Genomic DNA, 24721 nt, shown 5'->3' on the forward strand with positions numbered 1-24721 from the left:
TGTACTTCAGGAACACCAGGAAAAGAGGACGTGCCGATCGTGGCTCAGAGCACAGAGACCACCGACTGGGTCTCCCGTTTCGCGGACGAGGTCATCGCCGAGTCGGAGCGTCGTGCCCCGGGCAAACCGGTCGTCGTCGCGTCCGGCCTGTCGCCCTCCGGTCCCATCCACCTGGGCAACCTGCGCGAGGTCATGACCCCGCACCTGGTCGCCGACGAGGTGCGCCGCCGGGGCCACGAGGTCCGGCACCTGATCTCCTGGGACGACTACGACCGGTACCGCAAGGTGCCGGCGGGCGTCGCCGGGGTCGACGAGAGCTGGGCCGAGCACATCGGCAAGCCCCTGACCTCCGTCCCGGCCCCACGGGGCTCGGCGTACCCGAACTGGGCGGAGCACTTCAAGGCCGCGATGGTCGACGCCCTCACCGAACTGGGCGTGGAGTTCGACGGGATCAGCCAGACCGCGCAGTACACCTCCGGCGTCTACCGCGAGCAGGTCCTGCACGCCATGAGGCACCGGCAGGACATCGACGCGATCCTCGCCCAGTACCGGACGAAGAAGGCCCCGGCGAAGAAGCAGCAGCAGAAGCCGGTCGACGAGGCCGAGCTCGAGGCCGCCGAGGGCTCCGGTGCCGCCGCCGAGGACGACGGCAGCTCCGGCTCCGCCGGGTACTTCCCGTACAAGCCGTACTGCGGCAACTGCGAGAAGGACCTGACGACGGTCACCGCCTACGACGACGAATCGACCGAGCTGACGTACGCGTGCACCGCGTGCGGCTTCTCCGAGACGGTCCGGCTGAGCGAGTTCAACCGCGGCAAGCTGGTCTGGAAGGTCGACTGGCCGATGCGGTGGGCGTACGAGGGCGTGATCTTCGAGCCGAGCGGTGTCGACCACTCGTCCCCCGGTTCGTCGTTCCAGGTCGGCGGGCAGATCGTCGGGATCTTCGGCGGCGAGCAGCCGATCGGCCCGATGTACGCCTTCGTCGGCATCAGCGGCATGGCGAAGATGTCCTCGTCCAAGGGCGGCGTGCCCACCCCGGGCGACGCCCTGCGGATCATGGAGCCGCAGCTGCTGCGCTGGCTGTACGCCCGCCGCCGGCCCAACCAGTCCTTCAAGATCGCCTTCGACCAGGAGATCCAGCGGCTCTACGACGAGTGGGACCGCCTGGACGCCAAGGTGGCCGACGGCGGCGCGCTGCCCGCCGACGTCGCCGCGCACGCGCGTGCCGTGCGCACGGCGGCCGGTGAGCTGCCGAGGACGCCCCGCCCGCTGCCGTACCGGACGCTCGCGTCCGTGGCCGACATCACCGCCGGGCACGAGGACCAGGCGCTGCGCATCCTCAGCGAGCTCGACCCGTCCGACCCGCTGGGCTCGCTGGCCGAGGCCCGGCCGCGCTACGACAAGGCCGTGGCGTGGATCAACACCCACGTCCCCGCCGACCAGCGCACCATCGTCCGCGACGCGCCCGACGCCGAGCTGCTGAAGGGCCTCGACGAGCCGGCCCGGCAGTCACTGCGGCTGCTGCTCGACGGGCTCGCCGAGCACTGGTCGCTGGACGGGCTGACCCACCTGGTCTACGGCGTGCCCAAGGTCCAGGCCGGGTTCTCCGCCGACGCCACGCCGAAGGAACTGCCGCCGGAGATCAAGACCGCCCAGCGGACCTTCTTCGCGCTGCTGTACCACCTGCTCGTCGGCCGCGACACCGGCCCGCGCCTGCCCACGCTGCTGCTGGCGGTCGGGCAGGAGCGGGTGCGGACCCTGCTCGGGGAGTAGAAGGCCCGGTACGACGACGAGGGGGCGCCCGGTGCACACCGGGCGCCCCCTTCCGTCGTACCGCCACGCCGTCAGGCGATGTGGTTCTCCTCCAGCTCCGCGTTGAAGCGGTTGGAGAAGCGGACGACCAGGCGCTTGGCCTCCGCGTCCGCGAGGGACGTGCCGTACGTCGCCTCGATGTTCTCGCCGAATTCCCGCGGGGTCGGGAAGCTGTCGTCGATCGACTGCTTGAAGACCTGGTAGTACCCGTCCTCGTCCGGCTCCGCGGCGGGGGTGCCGCCGCCGTCGCCCAGTTCACGGGTGCGGCCCGGGACGACCGGGATGGGGAAGCTTCCGGTCTCCTCCGGGGAGGGCTCCTCGACGGGCGGCTCCTCCTCGTACTGGTCCCGGTACTCGTCGGCCTGCTGCTGCTCCTCGTACCACTGGGCGTACTGCTCGGCGGGGTCGTACGTCGGGTCGTAGCCGCCCTGGTACGCCACCTGGCGGGGGGTGTTGAACCAGGGACTCTGCTCCGGCCCCTCCGCCTCCGCCCGCGCCTCGGCGTCCGCCTCCGGCCCGTGCTGCGGCCGGCCGGCCGCGCCGGCCCGGACCAGCTCGGGGCGCTTCTCCATCGAGGGGGCCGCCGGCGCGGCGGGTGCCTCGGCCCGTGGCTGCGGCTCCGGCTGCGGCGCGGGCGGCAGCAGCGCCGGCTCGATGCCCGCCGCCGCCAGGCCCGCCGGGGCGGTCTGCCCGAGGGGGACGCCGTAGCGGGCCAGCCGCAGCGGCATCAGGGACTCCACCGGGGCCTTGCGCCGCCAGGCGCGGCCGAAGCGGGAGCGCAGCCGGGCCTGGTAGACCAGGCGCTCCTGCTCCAGCTTGATCACCTGGTCGTAGGAGCGCAGCTCCCACAGTTTCATCCGGCGCCAGAGGAGGAAGGTCGGCAGCGGGGAGAGCAGCCAGCGGGTGAGGCGGACACCCTCCATGTGCTTGTCGGCCGTGATGTCGGCTATTCGGCCGACCGCGTGCCGGGCCGCCTCGACGGACACCACGAACAGGACCGGGATCACCGCGTGCATGCCCACGCCCAGCGGGTCCGGCCAGGCCGCCGCGCCGTTGAACGCGATCGTCGCCGCCGTCAGCAGCCACGCCGTCTGACGCAGCAGCGGGAACGGGATGCGGATCCAGGTGAGCAGCAGGTCGAGGGCGAGCAGCACGCAGATGCCCGCGTCGATGCCGATCGGGAACACGTAACTGAAGTTCCCGAAGCCCTTCTTGAGGGCCAGCTCGCGGACCGCCGCGTACGAACCGGCGAAGCCGATCCCGGCGATGACGACGGCACCGAAGACGACCATGCCGATCAGCACGCGATGCGTCCGTGTCAGCTGAAGTGGCGCGGCCACCCGTACTCCCCTCCGTGTGCCTGTTGTTGCGCGCAACAGGGTGGCACATGTGTCCGGGGAACGGGTGGCCGGTGGGTCCTCCGGCGCCTGGGACCCCGAGCGGCGGACGTCAGCTCTTGCCCGGCGTGGACGACGACTTGGGCGACGCGGACGTGGAACCCGACGCCGACGGTGCCCCGGACGGCGACGACGAGCCGCCCGCCGCGCTGCCGTTGGCGGCCGCGACCGCGGCCACCGCCTCCTGGGCGGCCTTCTGGGCGGCCTTGGCCAGGTCGTCCGCGTCCGGCGTCTTGTCCCCGGCCAGGCCCGCGCCGTTGTAGTCGACGGTCACGACGACGTTCTCGACGCGCGCCACGACCGTCTGCTGCTTGAAGGTGCCTTCCTTCTTCTTCAGGTCGTAGCGCACGATCGCGGCCTCTTCGCCCGTGCCGCTCACCGGCGTCGTCTTCACGGCCTGCGCGCCCTCGGCGGTCTGCGCGTCCCGGAGCTGCTTGGTGTACTGGGCGCTCGCCAGCTTGTCGCCCGCGCCGCGCGCCACGTCCGACTCGAAGCGCAGCATGGACACGCTCAGCCAGCGGAACTGCGAGCCCTTGACGCCGTTGTCGGCCAGGCTGTCCCAGGAGCAACTGCCGCGGTTCGCCGTGTCGTTCGAGGCGCCTTCCTTGCCGGAGCCGGCCTTCGGCACCATCTTGTCCAGCGTCTTCTTCGACAGGGCCGCACACGGCTCGGGAAGCTTCCCGAACTTCGCCGCCTGCACCGTCGGGGACGGGCTGGCCGACGCCGACGCGGTCGTCCTGTCCGCGGCCTTGTCCTTGCCGTCGTCCGAGCCGGAGTCCGAGGAGCAGCCGGCTGCCACCAGCATCACGGGTATGGCGGCCGCGCCGGCAAGGACACGGGTGAGTCGCTTCGCTCGCTGATCACGCTGGGCTCGTCGCTGCATGGTTCCTTCACTCATGGCACTCGTGGTTCCTGCGTTCGGATCGGGTCCGAGAGGTCACCGTACGCGTTGGGCACCGTGCGCGGTCCGGCTTCGCGCGCCTCACGGGCGGCCGGCACGGGGCCTCGAACGGGGTCAGCCGCCCAGCGAATCCGCCAGCTGGGAAGCCAGTTTCCGCGCCCTGTCCTGCATTTCCTTGCTGTCGGGCACGACTCCGACCGTCGCCGGCTGCTCCGCGTACTCGATGGTCACCATCACGTTCGACGTGCGGAACGCCACAGTCACCGTGCGTCGTTCCGCCGTCGAGCCGGAGCTGCTCAGCTCGTCGTTCAGGAACGCCTCGTCGCCCAGGTCGTCCAGGAGACGGGGCTGGAGGTCGGTGGGGGTGCCGTCGGAGGCGGACGGGCCCGAAGAGGGTGCGGTGGCCGACGCCGAGCCCGAGGCGGACGCGGACGGCGAGGTGCTCGGACCGGCGGACGGCGCCCCGGACGACGGGGCGCCGGACGGGGTCCCGGAGGCCGGGTCCGACGACTCCGGTGCGACCGGCTCGGGCAGGTCGGCCGCCGCCACCTGCCGGGCGAAGAGCTGCTCGGCCTGGCTGTCGTCGCTCACGGAGTTGTCGTAGGACACGACCCGCTCGAAGTCCACGAAGAGATGGTCGGTGGCGTCCGCGGACTCGACCTTCCAACGGCAGCCGACCTTGCGGTCGGTGTTGTACGCGAGCGTCGGCTCGCCCTGGTAGGCCTTCTCGCGCTGGACCTCGTCCGCGATCTCCCGGACGCCGGGCAGCAGCGAGTCGAGCGTCTTGTGGCCGACCACGCGGCACGGCTCCGGGAGCGTGCGGTACCTGCCGGGCTGGGCCGCCTCGCTGGCGACACCGGGCCGGCCGGGCTGGGAGTTGTCCGTCGTGACGCCGTCGTCCGAGCCGCCGGTGCAGCCGGCCAGCAGCACCGCCAGAAGGGCGGCGACGCCGGATACGTAGGCCTTCCGCTGCACGGTGCGGCTCCTCTCGCCGGTGTGGCTGTGGTCGGTACTCCAGTGTCCCCGCTGGTTATTCGCTTGCCGCGCGGGGGCGACCCCTGGAGACAATGTGTATCGCACGCGCCGCCGTGAACGCCGGTCAGCTGTCTCTTTGGCTGCCCTTGGCGCCGGTTCTGCGCTTTGAGACTTCTGTTGTACTTCCGGGGGAATGAGGGCGATATGCCGTACGTGGAGATGCCGGGCGCGAAGGTGCCGATCCGCATGTGGACCGATCCGGCGACGGTCGAGGACGTGGCGCTGCAGCAGCTCCGCAACGTCGTGACCCTGCCGTGGATCAAGGGCCTGGCGGTCATGCCGGACGTGCACTACGGCAAGGGCGCGACGGTCGGGTCCGTGATCGCGATGCAGGGCGCGGTGTGCCCGGCGGCGGTGGGCGTGGACATCGGCTGCGGCATGTCGGCGGTGCGGACGTCCCTGACGGCGAACGACCTCCCGGGCGACCTGTCCCGACTGCGCTCGAAGATCGAGCAGGCGATCCCGGTGGGCCGCGGGATGCACGACGACCCCGTCGACCCGGGCCGTTTCCACGGGCTGGCGACCGCCGGGTGGGACGACTTCTGGGGACGGTTCGACGGGGTGGCGGAGGCGGTTCGTTTCCGTAGGGACCGGGCGGCTACTCAGATGGGAACCCTTGGCCAAGGCAACCATTTTGTGGAATTTTGCATTGATACGTTCGATTCGGTGTGGCTCATGCTCCACTCCGGCTCTCGGAACATCGGCAAGGAACTGGCCGAGCACCACATCGGCGTGGCACAGAAACTTCCGCACAACCAGGGTCTGATCGACCGCGACCTCGCCGTCTTCGTCGCCGACACCCCGCAGATGGCGGCATACCGCAACGACCTGTTCTGGGCGCAGGAGTACGCGAAGTACAACCGCACGCTCATGATGGCGCTCTTCAAGGACGTGGTCCGCAAGGAGTTCAAGAAGGCCAAGCCGGTCTTCGAGCGGGAGATCTCCTGCCACCACAACTACGTGGCGGAGGAGCGGTACGACGGCATGGACCTGCTGGTGACCCGCAAGGGCGCGATCCGCGCGGGTTCCGGGGACTACGGGATCATCCCCGGTTCCATGGGCACGGGTTCGTACATCGTGAAGGGCCTCGGCAACGACAAGTCCTTCAACTCCGCCTCCCACGGCGCGGGCCGGCGCATGAGCCGGAACGCGGCCAAGCGGCGCTTCTCCACGCAGGACCTGGAGGAGCAGACGCGGGGGGTGGAGTGCCGCAAGGACTCCGGCGTCGTGGACGAGATCCCGGGCGCCTACAAGCCGATCGAGCAGGTCATCGACCAGCAGCGCGACCTCGTGGAGGTCGTGGCGAAGCTGAAGCAGGTCGTCTGCGTGAAGGGCTGACGCCCGGGGCGCCGTCCGGCGTCAGCCCTCCCGGTGCACCTTGGTGTTCGACGCCTGGGCGCGGGGGCGGACGACCAGGAGGTCGATGTTGACGTGGGCGGGGCGGGTGACCGCCCACGTGATGGTGTCGGCGACGTCGTCGGCGGTGAGGGGGGCGGCGACGCCCTGGTAGACCTTGGCGGCCTTCTCCGTGTCGCCGGCGAAGCGGGTCAGGGCGAACTCGTCGGTCTTGACCATGCCGGGCGCGATCTCGACGACCCGGACGGGGCGGCCGACGATCTCCAGGCGCAGCGTCTCGGCGAGGACATGCTCGGCGTGCTTGGCGGCGACGTAGCCCGCGCCGCCCTCGTAGGTGGCGAAGCCGGCGGTCGAGGAGACGACCACGACCGTGCCGTCGCCGCTCGCCTCCAGCTTGGGCAGCAGGGCCTGGGTGAGGTTGAGGGTGCCGATGACGTTCGTCTCGTACATGCGGCGCCAGTGCTCCGGGTCGCCGGTGGCCACCGGGTCGGCGCCGAGCGCTCCGCCCGCGTTGTTGACCAGGACGCCGACCGTCCTGAACGCGGACGCGAACTCGTCGACCGCCGCGCGGTCGGTGACGTCCAGGGGGTAGGCCGTCGCCTGGTGGCCCGCGGCCTGGATCTCCTCCGCCAGCGCCTCGATCCGGTCCTTGCGGCGGGCGGTGAGGACGACGCGGTAGCCGGCGGCGGCGAGCTGCCGGGCCGTGGCGGCGCCGATGCCGCTGCTCGCACCCGTGACGACGGCGATGCGGGAGGCGGCGGACGGGGCGGCTGCGGGGGCCATGGGCTGCTCCTTGGTTCGTACGACCGGTCGCGCCCAGGGTAGTCAGCCGCCGTTGCGCGGCGCCCACATGATCACGGCCATCCCCGCCAGGCAGATCAGGGCGCCCGTGACGTCCCAGCGGTCGGGGCGGTAGCCGTCGGCGGCCATGCCCCACAGGATCGAGCCGGCGACGAAGATCCCGCCGTACGCGGCGAGGATACGGCCGAAGTGGGCGTCGGGCTGGAAGGTCGCGACGAAGCCGTACGCACCCAGGGCGAGGACGCCGCCGGTCGCCCACAGCCAGCCGCGCTGCTCGCGCACGCCCTGCCAGACCAGCCAGGCGCCGCCGATCTCGAAGAGGGCCGCGACGACGAAGAGGGAGGCGGAGCGCAGGACGAGCATGCGGGCCAGCTTCGCACGGCTGGGGTGGGGCACGGAGCGGGGGAACGGGGCCGGAATAACGTCCGGGGGCAGGTCGTTTCGACGGTATAGTTGAAGCGTAAACAACTTGGAGGTTGAGCGACCATGCAGTTCGGCATCTTCACCGTCGGCGACGTCACTCCGGACCCGACCACCGGGCGTACGCCGACCGAGCGCGAGCGCATCAAGGCCATGGTCGCCATCGCCCTGAAGGCGGAGGAGGTCGGGCTCGACGTCTTCGCGACCGGTGAGCACCACAACCCGCCCTTCGTGCCCTCGTCGCCGACCACCATGCTCGGCTACATCGCGGCGCGCACCGAGCGGCTGATCCTGTCCACCTCCACCACCCTGATCACCACGAACGACCCGGTGAAGATCGCCGAGGACTTCGCGATGCTCCAGCACCTGGCCGACGGCCGGATGGACCTGATGATGGGGCGCGGCAACACCGGCCCCGTCTACCCCTGGTTCGGCAAGGACATCCGCGAGGGCATCAACCTGGCCGTCGAGAACTACGCCCTGCTGCACCGGCTGTGGCGCGAGGACATCGTGAACTGGGAGGGCAAGTTCCGTACGCCGCTCCAGGGCTTCACATCCACGCCCCGCCCGCTGGACGGCGTCGCGCCGTTCGTCTGGCACGGCTCGATCCGCTCCCCGGAGATCGCCGAGCAGGCCGCGTACTACGGCGACGGCTTCTTCCACAACAACATCTTCTGGCCCGCCGACCACACCAAGCGCATGGTCGAGCTGTACCGGGCCCGGTACGCCCACTACGGGCACGGCACGCCCGAGCAGGCGATCGTCGGCCTCGGCGGCCAGGTGTTCATGCGGAAGAACTCGCAGGACGCGGTGCGCGAGTTCCGCCCGTACTTCGACGTCGCGCCGGTCTACGGACACGGCCCGTCGCTGGAGGAGTTCACCGAGCAGACGCCGCTGACCGTCGGATCGCCGCAGCAGGTGATCGAGAAGACCCTCGCGTTCCGCGAGTACGCCGGCGACTACCAGCGCCAGCTCTTCCTGATGGACCACGCCGGACTGCCGCTGAAGACCGTGCTGGAGCAGCTCGACCTGCTCGGCGAGGAGGTCGTGCCGGTGCTGCGCGAGGAGTTCGCGAAGAACCGCCCGGCGAACGTGCCGGACGCCCCGACCCACGCCTCGCTGCTGAGCGCGAAGAACACCGAGAAGGAAGGAGCACGCGCATGAAGCTCGTCGCCGTCTCCGCGGGACTGAGCGTCCCGTCCTCCACCCGGCTGCTGGCCGACCGGCTGGCCGCCGCGACCGCCGGGCGCACCTCGGCCGAGGTGCGGGTCGTGGAGCTGCGCGACCTCGCGGTGGAGATCGCGCACACCTTCACCAACGGCTTTCCCGGACGGGAGCTGTCCGCCGCCTTCGACGCCGTGCGGGCGGCCGACGGCCTGATCGTCGTCACGCCGGTGTTCTCCGCGTCGTACAGCGGGCTGTTCAAGTCGTTCTTCGACGCGCTGGGCGCCACGGAACCGGACGCCCTCGCCGGGAAGCCGGTGCTGATCGCGGCGACCGGCGGCACGGCCCGGCACTCGCTCGTCCTCGAGCACGCGCTGCGTCCGCTCTTCGCCTACCTGAAGGCCGTCGTCGTCCCGACCGGCGTCTACGCCGCCTCCGAGGACTGGGGCGCCGAGGGGCTGGACGGGCGGATCGGGCGGGCTGCGGAGGAGCTGGCCGCGCTGATGACCGGGCTGTCGACGGCCCGGAAGCCGGCCGGGGACACCGTCGAGGTCGTGCCCTTCGAGGAGCGGCTCGCGGCGCTGCGGCCCGCCGGGTGAGATCTCGGTAAGAAGCCCGGCCGTCCGGTCGCGGGGCTCCCGGCCTTGGCAGACTGGACGGGTGCCCCGGACTGTTCTGCTCGCCGAAGACGACCGCGCCATCCGGCACGCCCTGGAGCGCGCCCTCACCCTGGAGGGCTACCGGGTCACCGCGGTCGCCGACGGCGTCGAGGCGCTGGCGCAGGCGCACCGCGGACGCCCGGACGTGCTGGTCCTCGACGTGATGATGCCGGGCATCGACGGCCTCCAGGTGTGCCGGGTGCTGCGCGCCGAGGGCGACAGCACCCCGATCCTGATGCTGACGGCGCTCGTGGAGACCGCGGACCGCATCGCGGGACTGGACGCGGGCGCCGACGACTACGTGGTCAAGCCGTTCGACGTCGAGGAGGTCTTCGCCCGGCTCCGCGCGCTGCTGCGTCGCACCGACCGGACGGAGCCGGACACCGCCGGGGTGGCCACCGCCGGGGACGCCCCGGTCCCGGCGGCGGGTGAGGACGCGCCCGGGCAGGCCGCGGAGGCCGATCGCCGGTATTTGGAGGCGGCCGGGCTGCGCATGGACCCGCAGGCCCGCCGCGCCTGGCGGGGCGGGCGGGAGCTGGAGCTGACCCGCACCGAGTTCGAGCTGCTGGAACTGCTGGTCCGCAACGCGGGCATCGTCCTCGACCACTCCACGATCTACGACCGCATCTGGGGCTACGACTTCGGCCCCGGCTCGAAGAACCTGGCCGTCTACGTCGGCTACCTGCGCCGCAAGCTCGACCAGCCGGACGCCCCGCAGCTGATCCAGACCGTGCGCGGGGTGGGTTACGTGCTGCGGGAGGGCTGAGTGGGCACCTCGCCCGGACCGGGCGGCCGGGGGCGGCGGCCCCGGCTGCTGTCGTTGCGGACCACGTTCGCGGTGTCGTTCGCGACGGTCGCGGCCGTGGTCACGGTCCTCGTCGGCGTGCTGTCGTACAACGCCGCCGCACGCCTGGTGCGGGTGGACCAGGAGACCGTCTTCGACCAGGTCGTCCAGGACCTGCGGGCCGAGGTGCGCCAGCGGCCGATGTCACCCGGCGACTTCTCCTCCTCCGCGCCCGGCCACGACATCGTGCGCCCGGCCCGTACCGACGTGCAGGTGCTCGGGCCGGACGGCGAGGTCTCCGACCCGGCCGGCCGCCGGCTGCCGGTGACCGGCGGCGACCGGCGGACCGCGGGTGCGGCGGCGGCCGGGCGGATGGTGCAGCACAAGGACGTGGACGTCGGCCACGACGTCTACCGGATCGCGACCGTCTCGCTCGGGGACGGCCGGGGTGCCGTCCAGGTGGCGCAGGAGTTCAGCGACACCGAGGACCTGCTGCGGGCGCTCCAGCGCCGGACGCTGGTGCTGATGGCCGCCGTGGTGACCGCCGCGGGCCTGTTCGGCTGGTGGCTGGCCCGGCGCATCACCCGGCGCCTGATCGCCCTCACCTCCGCCGCCGAGGACGTCGCCCGCACCCGGCGGCTCGGTATCCAGGTCCCGGTCACCGGCCACGACGAGGTGGGGCGGCTGGGCCGCGCCTTCGACCGCATGCTGGGGCGGCTCGCCCAGTCGGAGGAGGACCAGCGGCGCCTGGTCCAGGACGCGGGCCACGAGCTGCGCACCCCGCTGACCTCGCTGCGCACCAACATCTCGCTGCTCCGCCGGATCGACGAGCTGCCGCCCGCCGCCCGCGAGGAGCTGGTCGCCGACCTGGGGCAGGAGGCCCGGGAGCTGACCGACCTGGTCAACGAACTGGTCGAGCTGGCGGCCGGCCAGTCCGAGACGGAGCCGGTGCGGCCGGTCGACCTGGGCGAGATCGCGTACGAGGTGGCGACCCACGCGCGACGCCGCACCGGGCGCGAGATCAGCGTGCGGGCCTGCGGCGACACGACGACGGACGGCCGGCCCGTCATGCTGACCCGGGCGATCTCCAACCTGGTCGAGAACGCCGCGAAGTTCGACCGGGCGGGCACGGGCCCCATCGAGGTCACCGTCGCGGGACCCGCCCGCCCCGGCACGATCCGCGTAGAGGTCCGCGACCGGGGCCCCGGCATCACCGACGCCGACCTGGCCCGGGTCTTCGACCGCTTCTACCGCGCCGCCGACGCCCGCTCCCAGCCCGGCTCGGGCCTCGGCCTGTCCATCGTGCGGGAGGTGGCGCTGGCGCACGGCGGCACGCCGTTCGCCTCCCGGCGGGACGGGGGCGGGTCGGTGATCGGCTTCACGGTCGGCGAGCACCCGGCACCGGACGACCCGCCGGGCACCGGGCCGGGCTGACGGGGCGGGCCGGCGGCGGCGGGTGTCCTTCGGGGCAGGGGGCGCGTCGGGTCAGGCCGGGCCGGCCAGTTCGTATCCCGCCTCGTCGACGGCGGCGCGGACGGCCTCCTCGTCGAGCGGGGCGGTGGAGGTGACGGTCACCTCGCCGGTGGCGGCGACGGCCTCGACCGCGGTGACGCCCGCCAGCGCGGAGATCTCCTGGGATACCGCGCCCTCGCAGTGACCGCAGGTCATGCCGGTCACCCGGTAGACGGTGGTGACGCCGGCGCCCTGGCCGCCCTCCGCCGCGGCACCGCCGTGGCAGGAGCCGTCGGTGGTGCAGCAGGAGCCGGAGGTGTTCTGGTCGGCGGTCATGGCGTCTCCCTGGGGTTCGTCGGCAGATGGGCAGCACGGGAAGCGCGCCTCTCACTGCGCTCCCGCACCGCTCACTGTATACCCCTGGGGGGTACCTGGGAAGGCGGAGCCGGCGCTCAGACCGACGACGTGTGGCCGCGGTCGGTGCACAGCGACCAGATGACGAAGACGCCGACGCCGATGGAGATGATCGCCCAGAGCGGGGTGTAGGGCAGCCACATGAACTGGAGGATCACGAAGAGCGCGGTGAGCCCGACGCCCAGGCCCCGCGCCCACGGGGCGCCCCTGAGCACGCCCAGGCCGGTGAGGGCGAGGAGGATGCCGACGATCAGGTGGATCCAGCCCCAGGACGTGAGGCTGAACTTGAAGACGTAGTCGCCGACGGACGCGTAGACGTCGTCCTTCGCGATGGCGGCGATGCCGTTGAAGATGCCGAAGATGCCTTCGATCAGCATCAGCACCCCGGCGAAGACGACGCCGCCGGAGGCCCAGGCACTCCTGCTGCCGCCGGCCCGGCCGCCGGTGCTGTGGGTCGCGTTGGCCATGGTCTTCTCCGTCCCTCGGAAATGCCCGGTGTTCGGGGGATTTCGAGTGTTGGCCCGCGGCCGGGAGGCGGCGAGCCGGTGTGGGCCGTTCGGGTGAGGGCGCCGACGGAGTCCGGCATGAAGACGCGGGGCAAGACTGCCGGAAGTCGGCAATGCGGCGAGACGTGCCGGTCGGCAGGATGGGGGCGAGGGGAGCGTGTGAGACGGCTCCGGTGCCGGGCACCGGCAGGTGAGCCGTCGGAGCCCGGACGTGCCGTTGCCGTCCCGGGCGGGATACGGGCAGGACACGGGGGGTAGGACATGCGGACATTCGACGAAGCCGCCGGGGCGGTCCCCGCCGTCCCCCGCACCGCCGCGCCGCGCACTGCCACCGGCCTCCGCCGCGCCGTCGGGTCCGTGGGCGCCGGCGCCCGGAGTGCCGGCCGAGTACCGGCCGCGGCCCCGCACCCGCTGCCGACGGCACTCGCCGGACCCCGCGCCCTGGGTGCCGGCGCCCGTCCCGGTCCCGTCGCCCCGGCACCCGCGCCGGGCGGCCTCGTGGACCTCGCCGCCGCGCCCGTCACCGCACGGCGCGCGCTCCGGCCCGCCGTACGGCCGTGGCGCCGGCCCTCCCCCGACGAACCCGGGCCGTCCCGGACGGCCGCCTGAACTCCGCGGTGCCGTGCCGTGCGATCCGCACCGGCCGCCGCTGTGACACCTCCGGGCCCTGCTCGGGCTCGCCCTTCCCAGTCGCCAAGGACGTGCTGATGAATGCCATGACCGTGGGCGCGTGCGCGCTCGTCGTCCTCTGTGTGCTCGCCCTACTCGTCGTCTCCCGGCTGTTCCGCAAGGTGGAGCAGGGCAAGGCGCTCATCGTCTCCAAGATGCGCAAGGTCGACGTGACCTTCACCGGGCAGGTCGTCCTGCCGGTGCTGCACCGGGCCGAGGTGATGGACATCTCGGTGAAGACCATCGAGATCACCCGGGCCGGCAAGGAGGGCCTGATCTGCCGGGACAACATCCGCGCGGACATCCGCATCTCGTTCTTCGTCAAGGTCAACAAGACCGTCGAGGACGTCGTCAAGGTCGCGCAGGCGGTCGGTACGGCGCGCGCGAGCGACCGCGACACGCTGCAGGAGCTGTTCCACGCGAAGTTCTCCGAGGCGCTGAAGACCGTCGGCAAGCAGCTGGACTTCACCGACCTCTACACCAAGCGCGAGGAACTGCGGTACCGGATCATCGAGGTCATCGGCGTCGACCTCAACGGCTACCACCTGGAGGACGCGGCGATCGACTACCTGGAGCAGACGCCGCTGTCCCAGCTCGACCCGGCCAACGTCCTCGACGCGCAGGGCATCCGCAAGATCACGGAACTGACGGCCGTGGAGCACGTGCGCACCAACGAGGCCCAGCGGACCGAGGAGAAGGAGATCACCCGGCAGAACGTCGACGCCCGGGAGGCGATCCTGGAGCTGGAGCGCCGCCAGACCGACGCCGAGATCAAGCAGCGGCGGGAGATCGAGACCGTGCGCGCCCGCGAGGAGGCCGAGACCGCGCGAGTGGTGGAGGAGGAGCGGCTGCGCGCGCAGGGCGCCTTCCTGCGCACCGAGGAGCAGCTCGGCGTCCAGCGCGAGAACCAGGCCCGTGAGGTCGCCGTCGCCGCGAAGAACCGGGAACGGGTCATCGCCATCGAGAACGAGCGCATCGAGAAGGACCGGCTGCTGGAGGTCATCGCGCGGGAGCGGGAGACCGAGCTGACCCGGATCGCGGCCGAGAAGGAGGTCGAGGCGGAGAAGCGGGAGATCGCCGAGGTCATCCGCGAGCGGGTCGCCGTGGACCGCACGGTCGCCGAGCAGGAGGAGTCCATCAAGAAGCTCCGCGCGGTGGAGGAGGCGGAGCGGCAGCGGCAGACCGTGATCATCGCCGCCGAGGCGGAGGCGCAGGAGAAGCTGGTCAAGGACATCAAGGCGGCGGAGGCCGCGGAGCAGGCCGCCACCCACCGCGCCGCCGAGGAACTGACCCTGGCCGAGGCCCGGCTGAAGAGCGCCGACCTCGACGCCCAGGCCAAGCTGCGGCTCGCCGAGGCCGTCCGCGCGGAGAGCGCCGCGGAGGGGCTGGCCGCCGTCCAGGTCCGCGACAAGGAGGCCGAGGTCATCGAGAAGGCCGGCCGCGCGGAGGCCGAGGCGGCCGAGGCCCGGATGCGTGCCGAGGCCGAGGGCGTCCGGGCGAAGGCTCTCGCCGAGGCCGAGGGCATCGGCGAGAAGCTCAAGGCCGAGGCGGCCGGCCTGACCGAGAAGGCGGCGGCGATGGCCGCGCTCGACGAGGCGTCCCGCACCCACGAGGAGTACCGGCTGCGCCTGGAGGCGGAGAAGGAGATCCGGCTCGCCGGACTGGACGTGCAGCGGCAGGTCGCCGAGGCGCAGGCCACCGTGCTCGCCACCGGTCTGGAGAACGCCGACATCGACATCGTCGGCGGCGAGTCGGTGTTCTTCGACCGCCTGATGTCCTCCATCGCGCTCGGCAAGAGCGTCGACGGCTTCGTCGAGAACTCCGCGACCGCCCAGGCGCTGGCCGGGCCGTGGCTGGACGGCACGTCGAACATCGCCGACGACCTCGGCCGGATCCTCGGCTCGGTCTCCACGGCCGACGTGCAGAACCTGACCGTCTCCGCCCTGCTGATGAAGCTGATGAAGACCGGTGACCCGCACGCCGGCCAGCTGCAGAAGCTGCTCGACAGGGCGGGGGAGCTGGGGCTCGCGGACGCCCCGCTGACCTCCCTCAACGGCAGCTCCAGGGGCTGACGGCCGCCCGACCACGTAGTCCCCCCGGCCGCCGCCGCACAGCGGCGGCGGCCGGGGAGCCCACTCGCGGAAAGGAGCCCCATGGCAACCGGGGCGGACACCAGCGCGCACGCGACACCGGACAGCGGCCTCCACGACGGGCCGCAGGAAGCGCTGGACACCGGCACCTACGAGGTGCTCCGGGACCGGCTCACCGCGCAGGCCGCCGAACTGGCCCGGCGGGCCGAGGCGCTGAACCTCCGCCGGATCCAGGAGTTCGGCTCGGCCGGACTGGAACTCGCCGGCACCGAGCGGCTGCGGACCGAGCGGCCCTGCGTCCCCCGGGACGTCGTCGCCGTCGGCGGGACGCTGCTGTTCGGGTACAACACGGCCTTCGCGACCCGGACCGAGACCGCCGTGGGCGACGTCCTCGCGCTGCACGACCGGGATCTGAACCGGCTGCCCGAGGACGCCGTGCCGGGCCTGCTCGACGACCCGGCCTTCGTCCGGGAGTTCGCGGCCCTGTACCGCTACTACCGCGAGGCCACCCTGCTGCGGCTGCGCCGCGTCGACGGCAGGCTGCTCGCCGTGTTCCGCACCGGCGAGAAGGCCGACGACATCCGCGTCCTGCGCTGGGCCCTCACCGACGACGGACGGGCGTCGTTCCTGGACGCGCGCGGCGACCGCGACCACGTCCTGCCGCCCGCCCACGACTTCACCTGGACCCGGACGACCCGCGAGGACCACGTCCTCGGCCGCCACCCGCACGTCTCCGTCGGGGGCGAGGTCTTCGTCTCGGCCGTCGGCGGCACGCTCACCGTCAAGGTGGAGAACGACACCGGGACCGAGCGGGGCATCCACGGCGAGCCGGTCGCCGAACCGCTCCAGGCCCTCGCCGACGCGGACATCGCCCACGCGCGCGTCGGCGCGCTGATCCTGCTGCGCGTACGCCCCTACAAGGAGGAGACCGACCGGTACCTGGTGTTCAACACCCTCACCAGGACGGTGGTCCGCCTCGACGGCATCGGGCAGGCCTGCCGGCGCCTCCCCGACGACCAGGGCATCATCTTCCCCGGCGGCCACTACCTGGCCGCCGGCACCCACCGCACGTACGAACTCGACACGGCCGGGCTCGAGTTCGAGCGCGAGCTGCGCGCGCCCAACGGCGAGGACGTGCTGTACGCCTTCCACGCCCCCGCGCACGGCCGCAGCCTGCTGCTGCCGTACAACCTGATCCGCAAGGAGGCGGCGACCCCGCTGTCCTGCCGCGGCTGGGCGCTGTTCGACGACGGCACGCTCACCCTGCTGCGCACCGAGGACGGCGGCGAGCCGGCCCGGGTGCACCCGGTGCAGCGGTGGACCTCCCCGTACGTCTCCGACACGTACGCGGCGGCCCGGCCGGCGGGCAGCGGTCCGCTGGCCCGCATCGGCAACGCCGACCTCGTCCGGGGCCTCTCCGACTGCCTGTCCGTGGTCCGTGCCGCCACCGGCACCACGCCGACCGGCGAGGTGTACGCCGAGCTCGCCGCCGCCTGCGTCCGGGCGGCCGACGCCCACCACTGGCTGGGCGACCCCGAGGCCGGCGACCTGGCCGGCCCGTTGGAGCAGGTGCGGGACACCGCGCGGCAGGTGCTCGCCGAGTTCGAGAACGTGCGGGCCCTGACCGCGCGGGCGGACGACGCGCTGGAGGAGGCCGCCGACCGGCTCGCCGCCGTCGTGCGCCGGCTGCGCGGCGAGGCACCGCGCGGGGCCGCCGCCTGGGTGACCGGGCTGGCCGAACTGCGCCGCGCCCAGGGGCACCTGCTGACCCTGAAGGACATGCGGTACGCGGACACCGCCCGCATCGACGACCTCGCCGCCGGCGCCGAAGCCGACCTGGCCGCCTTCGGCCAGCGGGCCGTCACCCACCTGGCCCGCGAGGACGCCTTCGCCGAGCACCACGCGGACGTCGAGCGGCTCGTCGCGGACGCCGGAGGGATCGGCACCGCCGCCGAGGCCGAGCCGCTCGCCGGCCGCCTCGACGAGCTCGCCGGGCAGCTCGGCACGGTGACCGAGATCGTCGCCGGGCTCGACATCGGCGACGCCACCGTCCGTACCGCCATCCTGGAGCGCGTCGCCGAGGCGCTCGCCGGGGTCAACCGCGCCCGCGCCGTCCTGGGCGCCCGCCGCCGCGCCCTGCTCGACCAGGAGGGCCGCGCGGGATTCGCCGCCGAGTTCGCGCTGCTCGGCCAGACGGTCACCGGTGCGCTGGCGGTGGCCGACAGCCCCGAGCGTTGCGACGAGCAGCTCGCCCGCCTGCTGGTCCAGGTGGAGAACCTGGAGTCCCGGTTCGCCGAGTTCGACGACTTCCTCGGCGAACTGGCGGACAAGCGCGACGAGATCCACGAGGCGCTCTCCGCCCGCAAGCAGTCCCTCGCCGACGCCCGCGCCCGCCGCGCCGAACGCCTGGCGGACTCGGCCGCCCGCGTGCTGCGGACGGTCGTGCGCCGGGCCGCGGCGCTCGCCGACGCGGACGCCGTCACCACGTACTTCGCCTCCGACCCGATGCCCGCCAAGGTCCGCCGCACCGCCGCGGAACTGCGCGAACTGGGCGACCCGGTGCGCGCGGAGGAACTCGACGGCCGCCTGGAGGCCGCCCGCCAGGAGGCGTCCCGCGCCCTGCGCGACCGCACCGACCTCTATGCCGACGGCGGACGCACCCTGCGCCTGGGCAACCACCGCTTCGCCGTCGGCACCCAGTCCCTCGACCTGACCCTGGTCCCGCACGGCGACGGCCTGGCCCTCGCCGTGACCGGCACCGACTACCGCTCACCGGTCACCGACCCGGACTTCGCGGCCACCCGCCCCTACTGGGACCGGCTGCTGCCGTCCGAGTCGCCCGGGGTCTACCGCGCCGAACACCTCGCCGCCCGCCTGCTCGACGCACACGGCCCGGCCGCCCTCGCCGAGACCGGCGACCTGCCGGCCCTGGTGCGGGGCGCGGCCCAGGAGGCGTACGACGAGGGCTACGAGCGGGGCGTCCACGACCACGACGCCACCCTCATCCTCACCGCCCTGCTGCGCCTGCACGACGGCGCGGGCCCGCTGCGCCACGAGCCCGCCGCGCGGGCCGCCGCCCAGCTGTTCTGGGCGCACGGCACGACGGACGGGGCCCGGCAGGACTGGCGGCGGCGCGCGGTCTCGCTGGCCCGCGCCCGGGACACCTTCGGGCTCGCACCCGCCATCGCCGAGCTGCGGCAGGAGCTGGCGCGGGCCGTCACCGCCCGGTCCGGGGAGACGGAGGAGACGGCGGAGGCCGCCGCGGCGTACCTCTTCGAGGAGCTGACGAGCGGTCCCGAGGGCTTCGTCCTGGGCGCGGGCACCCGCACGCTGCTGGACAAGTTCCGCCGCACGGTGGGCGGTCCGGCCTACGACGAGGACATCGCCGCCCTCGATGACCTGGCCGCGCGCCGCCAGCTGGTCGAGGCCTGGCTCACCGCGTACACGGAGTCCACGGGCACCGAGACCACGCCGGGCGACCTGGCCGAGGCGGTGGCCGCCGAGCTCTGCCCGGACCTGCCGCGCTACCCGTACGACGCCCCGCTCACCGAGACCGTGCGCGGCCTGCTCGGCACGCACCCGCGCGTCACCGACGGCACCCTCACCGTGCGCGTCGACGAACTCCTCGCCCGCACCCGCGCGTTCCGCGCCCACGACGTGCCCGGCCACCGCGCCTACCAGCACCACCGCGGCACCCTGCTGGCCGCCGAGCGCGCCCGGCTGCGCCTGGACGAGTACCGTCCGCGCGTGCTGCCGGCCTTCGTCCGCAACCGGCTCATCGACGAGGTGTACCTCCCGCTGATCGGCGACAGCCTCGCCAAGCAGCTCGGCACCGCCGACTCCGCGCACCGCACCACCGGCGGCGGGCTCCTCCTGCTCGTCTCCCCGCCCGGCTACGGCAAGACCACGCTCGTGGAGTACGTCGCCGAGCGCCTCGGCCTGATGCTGGTGAAGATCAGCGGTCCGGCGCTGGGCCACGCGGTGACCTCGCTCGACCCCGCCGAGGCGCCCGACGCCACCGCCCGCCAGGAGATCGAGAAGATCAACTTCGCGCTGGAGGCGGGCAGCAACACCCTGCTGTACCTGGACGACATCCAGCACACCTCGCCCGAGCTCCTCCAGAGGTTCATCCCGCTGTGCGACGCCACCCGCCGTGTCGACGGCGTGCGGAACGGCGAACCGCACACCTACGACCTGCGCGGCAAGCGCTTCGCCGTGTGCATGGCCGGCAACCCGTACACCGAGTCCGGCAGCCGCTTCCGGGTCCCCGACATGCTCGCCAACCGCGCCGACGTCTGGAACCTCGGCGACGTCCTCACCGGCAAGGAGCACGTCTTCGCGCTGAGCTTCGTCGAGAACGCCCTGACGGCCAACCCGGTCCTCGCCCCGCTCGCCGGCCGCGACCGCGCCGACCTCGACCTGCTGATCCGCCTGGCCGAGGGCGACGGCACGGCCCGCGTGGACCGGCTCCTCCACCCCTACGCGCCGGCCGAACTGGAACGCGTCCTGGCCGTGCTGCGCCACCTGCTCACGGCACGCGACACGGTCCTCGCCGTGAACGCCGCGTACATCGCCTCCGCCGCCCGGACGGACGAGGCCCGGACGGAGCCGCCCTTCCGGCTTCAGGGTTCGTACCGCAACATGCGCAAGATCGCCCAGCGCATCCAGCCGGTCATGAACGACGAGGAGCTGTCGGCGCTGATCGAGGACCACTACCGGGCCGAGGCGCAGACCCTCACCACGGGAGCCGAGGCGAACCTCCTCAAGCTGGCCGAACTGCGCGGGACGCTCGACGCCGCGCGGGCGGAGCGCTGGGCCGAGGTGAAGGCCGCACACGTGCGCGGTCGGGCACTCGGCGGCCCGGAGGACGACCCGCTGACCCGGGCCGTGGCCGCCCTCGGCCTGCTCGCCGACCGGATCGGCGCCGTCGAGTCGGCGATCGACCGCGCCCGTCAGGCGGGCCGGGGGCTGTAGTAACCCAGGAACATGTCGACGCCACTGACGATCAGACGGTCGGTGAGGGCGTCGTCGATGTGCGTGCCGTACGAGCCGAAGACGATGTGGGGGAAGATCAGCAGCGCGTAGAGCTGGAGGACGGCCGTGTCCAGGTCGGGGACGACCAGGCGGCCCCGGTCGGCGAGGGTGCGCAGGGCCTGGGCGACGGCCGGGTGGTGGCCCTCGGGCCCGTGGCGCTGCCAGGCGCGGCCCAGCTCGGGGAAGCGGTGCGCCTCCGCGGCGACGAGGTTGCGCAGCGCCGTCACGTCGTCGTCGGCGCGGACCGACCGGACCCAGCCGCGGGCGGCGTCCAGCAGGGTCGGGCGGAGATCGTCGGCCTCGGCCAGGTGCGTGAGAGCGGCCGCCGGCTCTCCGGTGAGGGATTCGTCCACGGCACCGGCGATCACGGCGGTGAAGAGGGCTTCCTTGCTGCCGAAGTGGTTGTAGACGGTCACCTTGGACACGCCCGCCGCGGCGGCGATGGCGTCCATGCCGACGCCGAAGCCCTCCCGCAGGAAGAGCTCACGGGCGGCTCGCACGATGGCCTGCCGCTTGAGCGCCGCACGCGCCCCGCTCGGTGGCCGTCTGGTCCCTTCCGTGTCCATGTGCCGAGCCTAGCACCCGTCTGTACTGAACAGTTGAGTTCAGTTGAACTGTTCCGTACAGTTCAGTTCAGGTGTCCGGCGTCGCGTGGACCGTTGCTCCCGGCGCTCGCCGCCCTGCCGCATGACCGCCGCCCCGGAAGGACACGCCATGGCCCACTCGCCGCCCGACATGTCACCCGCGCCCGTCCGCACCGACCCGGCCGCCGACCCCCGCCGCTGGGCCGCGCTGGCCCTGGTCTGCCTGGCCCAGTTCATGCTGATCCTCGACGTCACCGTCGTGAACGTCGCGCTGCCCGGCATGGCGGCCGACCTCCACCTCGGCCGCTCGGCGCTGACCTGGGTCGTCACCTCCTACACCCTCTGCTTCGGCGGTCTCATGCTGCTGGGCGGACGTCTCGCCGACGCCCTGGGCGCGCGCCGGACCCTGCTCACCGGGCTCGCGCTCTTCACGGCGGCCTCGCTGGTCTGCGGTCTGGCCGGCGGTGCCGCGACGCTGCTGGCCGGCCGCGTCGCCCAGGGGGTCGGCGCGGCCCTGCTCTCACCGGCCGCGCTCTCCGTCGTCACGACCACCTTCCACGGCCGGGAACGCCACAAGGCCCTCGGCGTGTGGGCGGCCCTGGGCGGGTCGGGTGCCGCGGCCGGGGTCCTCGTCGGCGGGGCGCTGACCGGCGGGCCCGGCTGGCAGTGGGTCTTCTACGTCAACGTGCCCGTGGGCCTGGCCGTGCTCGCCGCCGTCCCCTTCGCCGTGGCGGCCCGCGCCCCGCGGCCGACCGGGCTCGACGTGCCCGGGGCGCTGCTGGTCACCACGGGCACCGGGGCGCTGATCCACGGGCTCGTGGAGGCGGGCGACTCGGGATGGGGGAGTCCTTCGGCCCTGCTGCCGCTGGCGGGCGCCGCGGTGCTCTACGCGTCGTTCGCCGCCGTCGAGCGGGCGAGCCGGACCCCGCTGATGGACCTCGGCACGTTCGCCCGCCGTCCCGTCCTCGCCGGGGCTTTCCTGATGCTCGTGGCCACCGGCCTGCTGATCTCCTACTTCTTCCTCGGCTCGGCCCACCTTCAGCACGTGCGCGGCTTCGGCCCGTTGCGGACCGGCCTGGTCTTCCTGCCGGTGGCCGTCGCCACCGGCGTCGGCGCGCACCTCGGCTCCCGCCTGGTCGGCGTCGTCGGCAGCCGGGCCGTCGCCGTCGGCGGGCTGGCGGTCGCCGCCGCGGGGACCGTGCCGCTGGCCCGGCTGTCGGAGACGGGCGGCGTGTACGCCGCGCTGCTGCCCGGCTTCGCCGTAGCCGCCCTCGGCCTCGGCGCGGTCTTCGTCACCGCGACCACCACGGCGCTCGCCATGGTCGACCACCGGGAGGCGGGGCTGGCGTCGGGTGTCGTCAACACCTTCCACGAGGTGGGCGGCTCGGTCGGCGTGGCGGTCGTCTCCACGGTCGCGGCCGCCGGCCTCGAACGGGGGTCCGCCGGCGGATTCGCCGACGCGTTCGCGCTGTGCGCGGTCGTGGCGGCCGTCGGTGCGGTGGTGGCCCTGTCCCTCGTGCCCCGGGGCAGGCCCCGGACGACGGCCGGACCGCACGGCCACTGACCCGGCGGCCGTGCGGCGCGGACGGCCGTACGACGCGGACGCCGGGCGGCCCCTCGGCGATCGAGGGGCCGCCCGGGCCGGAGACGGTGCGGTCAGTGGTAGGCGTGGACGACGGCGTGGCCCTTGCCGCGGCCGATCATCCACTTGTTGACCGGCGTGGTGAGGACGAACGCGATGGCGAGTCCGCCGAGCAGCGCGTACCAGAACAGCCCGTCCGACAGGTGTGCGTCCATCGCACCCGGCACGAGGGCGATGATCCCGTTGTCGACCAGCTCCATCACCGCGATGGACACCGTGTCGGCGGCCAGGGCGACCTTGATCGCGGCCCTGAGGTCCAGTCCGGCCCGGCGTACCGCGAAGAGCGTGAACGAGTAGCCGAAGAGGAACGCGAGCGCGATGGCGAGGATCATCGTCGGGACGTTGCCCCACATCAGGGCGGTACCGATCACCATCCCGAGGATCTCGCCGATGGCGCACCCGGTCAGGCAGTGCAGCGTCGCCTTTGCGGCCATCGCCCACGAGGCCGGCCCGTGCCCGTGCCCGTCGTGGTGCTCGCCGTGGCCGCCCGCGGGAGCGGTGTGGTCGTGCGCGGCGCCGGAGTGGTGCGTGCTGTGGTCCATGACTGCGTCCCCAATCGAAGTCGTGACGGGCCGGCCGACGACCCCTCACGACTCAGGAGCATATACCCCCTGGGGGTATATGCCCAACAGTCCGGGGGAGTCGGGAGGAGTCAGGGGAACCGTCCACCCGGCCGGCCGGGTGGAGGAAGAGGGGACGGGGCGGGCGCCGACGGCACCCGCCCCGCGGTGAGGAAGGGCGGTCAGTCCTTGCCGAGCAGGCTGTTCATCCGCTCGATCTCCGCGCTCTGCGAGGTGATGATCTCTCCGGCCATCGCCCGGGCGGGCCCGTGGGCGCCGTCGGCCTGCTCGGTCCTGGCCATCTCGACCGCGCCCTCGTGGTGCTCGACCATCATCTCCAGGAAGGCGGTGTCGAACGCCTTCCCCGAGGCGTTCTCCAACTCGGTCATGTCCTGGGCGGTCATCATGCCGCCCATGCCTCCCGTGCCGTCCATGCCGTGCATGGAGTGGTCCGTGGCGCCCTCGGCGGGCACCTCCTCGCCCCAGGAGGTGAGCCAGCCGGACAGGGTCCTGATCTCCGGGTCCTGGGCCTTCCTGATGTCCTCGGCGAGCTGCTTCACCTCGGCGGACCGAGCCCGGTCCGGCGCGAGGCCGGCCATCGCGACGGCCTGGCGGTGGTGGGGGATCATGCCCTTCGCGAACGCCACGTCGGCGGCGTTGTGCTGCCCCTGCGGGGCGGAGGCGGAGGACGGCGCGGAGGGCGAGGCGGCGTTGTGGCCGCCGTGTCCGGCCGGGGTGCCGTCGTCACCGGCACCGCCGCAGGCGGCCAGGACGAGCGTCGCCGCACCGGCGGCGGCGAGGGCGGCACAGCGGCGGACGAGGGAACGTGTGCGGATCATGGTGGTGCGACTCCTTCCCGCGCGCGGGTCAGCGGCGCGCGGTGGAACGGATGAGGGCGTGCGAAGGCACGGCACTCCCCACCGGGATCGCGGGGGATCACCGGGAGCGTGGTGCCGGGCGGGCCGCTCTATATCCGCAGGAGCTGGAGCTCGGAGAGGTCGGGCGGTGCGCGTCCGTCCCGGGACGATCCCTTGGGGACCGTCGCCGGCGCGGCAGCCGGGGCCCCGTCCAGCGGGGCGCCGGTCAGCGCGGGCGGCGCGTAGGCCGATCCGATGCCGGCGGCCGCGCACGTCCCGTCGGCGTGGTCGAGGTGACTCGATCCACCGTCCGTGTGTGCGCAGGCCCCGCCCGCGTGGGGCATGCCCTCCGCCGCGGCCGGCATCGTCGCGTGGGCGGCGTCCGCGTGCGCGGCGGGGGTCGCTCCGGGGGCCAGGCCGTGCATGCCGAGCACACCGGCCAGCACCGCCATCACCAGCAGCACGAACAGCCGCCCGGCCGGGCGGCTGCGTGTTCGGGCGCTACTGGTCACCCGCCCATCGTAGGGACGCTGCACCGCGGCGGCACGCCGACCCGTGCGGCGGTGGCGCGAAGACAGGAACCG

Annotated in this window: 21 protein-coding genes; 10 read left to right on the forward strand and 11 right to left on the reverse strand. The window is 73.2% G+C overall.

Features of this window, described 5'->3' with window-relative positions; genetic code table 11:
- The first annotated feature begins 30 nt into the window (after window positions 1–30).
- Window positions 31–1773: a lysine--tRNA ligase gene (gene lysS / locus AC0VYN_RS02235; RefSeq protein ID WP_475534552.1), complete on the forward strand. Its 1743-nt coding sequence runs from the start codon at window positions 31–33 to the stop codon at window positions 1771–1773.
- Window positions 1774–1844: 71 nt separating this feature from the next.
- Here the strand turns inward: lysS and AC0VYN_RS02240 are convergent, their stop codons facing one another.
- From AC0VYN_RS02240 to AC0VYN_RS02250, 3 genes are all read right to left on the reverse strand, one after another.
- Window positions 1845–3152 carry a DUF2637 domain-containing protein gene (locus tag AC0VYN_RS02240; RefSeq protein ID WP_475534553.1) on the reverse strand — a complete coding sequence of 436 codons (1308 nt, stop codon included), beginning with the start codon at window positions 3150–3152 and terminating at the stop codon, window positions 1845–1847.
- 109 nt (window positions 3153–3261) lie between these two features.
- Entirely contained in the window at window positions 3262–4107 is an 846-nt protein-coding gene (locus AC0VYN_RS02245; RefSeq protein WP_475534554.1) for a DUF3558 family protein, read from the reverse strand.
- 117 nt (window positions 4108–4224) lie between these two features.
- A complete protein-coding gene (locus AC0VYN_RS02250; RefSeq protein ID WP_475534555.1) occupies window positions 4225–5085 on the reverse strand; it encodes a DUF3558 domain-containing protein in 861 nt (286 codons plus the stop codon).
- A 204-nt stretch (window positions 5086–5289) separates the two neighbouring features.
- Between AC0VYN_RS02250 and AC0VYN_RS02255 the strand changes: the two genes are divergently transcribed.
- Window positions 5290–6483: an RtcB family protein gene (locus tag AC0VYN_RS02255; protein WP_475534556.1), complete on the forward strand. Its 1194-nt coding sequence runs from the start codon at window positions 5290–5292 to the stop codon at window positions 6481–6483.
- A gap of 21 nt (window positions 6484–6504) precedes the next feature.
- Here AC0VYN_RS02255 and AC0VYN_RS02260 read toward each other — a convergent pair whose 3' ends face one another.
- Together AC0VYN_RS02260 and AC0VYN_RS02265 are read right to left on the reverse strand one after the other, a co-directional pair.
- Entirely contained in the window at window positions 6505–7284 is a 780-nt protein-coding gene (locus tag AC0VYN_RS02260) for an SDR family NAD(P)-dependent oxidoreductase (RefSeq protein WP_385462775.1), read from the reverse strand.
- Between the two features lie 42 nt (window positions 7285–7326).
- The gene (locus tag AC0VYN_RS02265) at window positions 7327–7665 is read right to left on the reverse strand and encodes a YnfA family protein (protein WP_475536800.1); all 339 of its coding nucleotides are present in this window, start codon (window positions 7663–7665) and stop codon (window positions 7327–7329) included.
- A gap of 123 nt (window positions 7666–7788) precedes the next feature.
- Here AC0VYN_RS02265 and AC0VYN_RS02270 point away from each other — a divergent pair, with 123 nt between their 5' ends.
- The 4 genes from AC0VYN_RS02270 (at window position 7789) to AC0VYN_RS02285 (ending at window position 11763) form a co-directional block, all read left to right on the forward strand.
- Complete coding sequence (locus AC0VYN_RS02270) at window positions 7789–8886, forward strand: LLM class flavin-dependent oxidoreductase (RefSeq protein WP_475534557.1); 1098 nt, start codon at window positions 7789–7791, stop codon at window positions 8884–8886.
- Window positions 8883–9485: an FMN reductase gene (locus tag AC0VYN_RS02275; RefSeq protein WP_385462766.1), complete on the forward strand. Its 603-nt coding sequence runs from the start codon at window positions 8883–8885 to the stop codon at window positions 9483–9485. Before AC0VYN_RS02270 ends, AC0VYN_RS02275 begins: the two co-directional genes overlap by 4 nt.
- Before the next feature lie 61 nt (window positions 9486–9546).
- Entirely contained in the window at window positions 9547–10311 is a 765-nt protein-coding gene (locus AC0VYN_RS02280) for a response regulator transcription factor (RefSeq protein ID WP_475534558.1), read from the forward strand.
- A complete protein-coding gene (locus AC0VYN_RS02285; protein ID WP_475534559.1) occupies window positions 10312–11763 on the forward strand; it encodes a HAMP domain-containing sensor histidine kinase in 1452 nt (483 codons plus the stop codon).
- A gap of 51 nt (window positions 11764–11814) precedes the next feature.
- Here AC0VYN_RS02285 and AC0VYN_RS02290 read toward each other — a convergent pair whose 3' ends face one another.
- Window positions 11815–12117, reverse strand: coding sequence for a heavy-metal-associated domain-containing protein (locus AC0VYN_RS02290; RefSeq protein WP_475534560.1), 303 nt, complete (start codon window positions 12115–12117; stop codon window positions 11815–11817).
- Window positions 12118–12233: 116 nt separating this feature from the next.
- Entirely contained in the window at window positions 12234–12662 is a 429-nt protein-coding gene (locus tag AC0VYN_RS02295; protein WP_475534561.1) for a DUF7144 family membrane protein, read from the reverse strand.
- Between the two features lie 300 nt (window positions 12663–12962).
- Between AC0VYN_RS02295 and AC0VYN_RS02300 the strand changes: the two genes are divergently transcribed.
- From AC0VYN_RS02300 to AC0VYN_RS02310, 3 genes are all read left to right on the forward strand, one after another.
- Window positions 12963–13310 carry a hypothetical protein gene (locus tag AC0VYN_RS02300; protein WP_475534562.1) on the forward strand — a complete coding sequence of 116 codons (348 nt, stop codon included), beginning with the start codon at window positions 12963–12965 and terminating at the stop codon, window positions 13308–13310.
- Window positions 13311–13408: 98 nt separating this feature from the next.
- Window positions 13409–15442, forward strand: coding sequence for a flotillin family protein (locus AC0VYN_RS02305; RefSeq protein ID WP_475534563.1), 2034 nt, complete (start codon window positions 13409–13411; stop codon window positions 15440–15442).
- 81 nt (window positions 15443–15523) lie between these two features.
- Complete coding sequence (locus AC0VYN_RS02310) at window positions 15524–20434, forward strand: DNA repair ATPase (protein ID WP_475534564.1); 4911 nt, start codon at window positions 15524–15526, stop codon at window positions 20432–20434.
- Here the strand turns inward: AC0VYN_RS02310 and AC0VYN_RS02315 are convergent.
- Window positions 20413–21060, reverse strand: a complete 648-nt coding sequence (locus AC0VYN_RS02315; protein ID WP_475534565.1) for a TetR/AcrR family transcriptional regulator — start codon at window positions 21058–21060, stop codon at window positions 20413–20415. The genes AC0VYN_RS02310 and AC0VYN_RS02315 overlap by 22 nt on opposite strands.
- A gap of 148 nt (window positions 21061–21208) precedes the next feature.
- Here AC0VYN_RS02315 and AC0VYN_RS02320 point away from each other — a divergent pair, with 148 nt between their 5' ends.
- A complete protein-coding gene (locus AC0VYN_RS02320; RefSeq protein ID WP_475534566.1) occupies window positions 21209–22642 on the forward strand; it encodes an MFS transporter in 1434 nt (477 codons plus the stop codon).
- A 92-nt stretch (window positions 22643–22734) separates the two neighbouring features.
- Here the strand turns inward: AC0VYN_RS02320 and AC0VYN_RS02325 are convergent, their stop codons facing one another.
- The 3 genes from AC0VYN_RS02325 to AC0VYN_RS02335 form a co-directional block, all read right to left on the reverse strand.
- Window positions 22735–23262 (reverse strand): DUF4396 domain-containing protein, encoded by a 528-nt coding sequence (locus AC0VYN_RS02325; protein WP_475534567.1) that lies wholly within the window; start codon window positions 23260–23262, stop codon window positions 22735–22737.
- A gap of 200 nt (window positions 23263–23462) precedes the next feature.
- On the reverse strand, window positions 23463–24119 hold the full coding sequence (locus tag AC0VYN_RS02330) for a DUF305 domain-containing protein (protein WP_475534568.1): 657 nt from the start codon (window positions 24117–24119) through the stop codon (window positions 23463–23465).
- A 128-nt stretch (window positions 24120–24247) separates the two neighbouring features.
- Window positions 24248–24649 (reverse strand): DUF6153 family protein, encoded by a 402-nt coding sequence (locus AC0VYN_RS02335; RefSeq protein WP_475534569.1) that lies wholly within the window; start codon window positions 24647–24649, stop codon window positions 24248–24250.
- Between the last annotated feature and the right edge of the window lie 72 nt (window positions 24650–24721).

The organism is Streptomyces sp. 63XJN7_1_ISO-PGPR-S23-121 (genome assembly GCF_056173025.1).

Bases quoted from the DNA above. Each gene is read 5' to 3' on its own strand.
- AC0VYN_RS02245 (WP_475534554.1), bottom strand. From the start codon at position 4,107: ATGAGTGAAGGAACCATGCAGCGACGAGCCCAGCGTGATCAGCGAGCG.
- AC0VYN_RS02300 (WP_475534562.1), top strand. From the start codon at position 12,963: ATGCGGACATTCGACGAAGCCGCCGGGGCGGTCCCCGCCGTCCCCCGC.
- AC0VYN_RS02315 (WP_475534565.1), bottom strand. From the start codon at position 21,060: ATGGACACGGAAGGGACCAGACGGCCACCGAGCGGGGCGCGTGCGGCG.
- AC0VYN_RS02275 (WP_385462766.1), top strand. From the start codon at position 8,883: ATGAAGCTCGTCGCCGTCTCCGCGGGACTGAGCGTCCCGTCCTCCACC.
- AC0VYN_RS02330 (WP_475534568.1), bottom strand. From the start codon at position 24,119: ATGATCCGCACACGTTCCCTCGTCCGCCGCTGTGCCGCCCTCGCCGCC.
- AC0VYN_RS02320 (WP_475534566.1), top strand. From the start codon at position 21,209: ATGGCCCACTCGCCGCCCGACATGTCACCCGCGCCCGTCCGCACCGAC.
- AC0VYN_RS02270 (WP_475534557.1), top strand. From the start codon at position 7,789: ATGCAGTTCGGCATCTTCACCGTCGGCGACGTCACTCCGGACCCGACC.
- AC0VYN_RS02325 (WP_475534567.1), bottom strand. From the start codon at position 23,262: ATGGACCACAGCACGCACCACTCCGGCGCCGCGCACGACCACACCGCT.
- AC0VYN_RS02305 (WP_475534563.1), top strand. From the start codon at position 13,409: ATGAATGCCATGACCGTGGGCGCGTGCGCGCTCGTCGTCCTCTGTGTG.
- AC0VYN_RS02290 (WP_475534560.1), bottom strand. From the start codon at position 12,117: ATGACCGCCGACCAGAACACCTCCGGCTCCTGCTGCACCACCGACGGC.
- AC0VYN_RS02310 (WP_475534564.1), top strand. From the start codon at position 15,524: ATGGCAACCGGGGCGGACACCAGCGCGCACGCGACACCGGACAGCGGC.
- AC0VYN_RS02255 (WP_475534556.1), top strand. From the start codon at position 5,290: ATGCCGTACGTGGAGATGCCGGGCGCGAAGGTGCCGATCCGCATGTGG.
- AC0VYN_RS02265 (WP_475536800.1), bottom strand. From the start codon at position 7,665: ATGCTCGTCCTGCGCTCCGCCTCCCTCTTCGTCGTCGCGGCCCTCTTC.
- AC0VYN_RS02260 (WP_385462775.1), bottom strand. From the start codon at position 7,284: ATGGCCCCCGCAGCCGCCCCGTCCGCCGCCTCCCGCATCGCCGTCGTC.
- AC0VYN_RS02295 (WP_475534561.1), bottom strand. From the start codon at position 12,662: ATGGCCAACGCGACCCACAGCACCGGCGGCCGGGCCGGCGGCAGCAGG.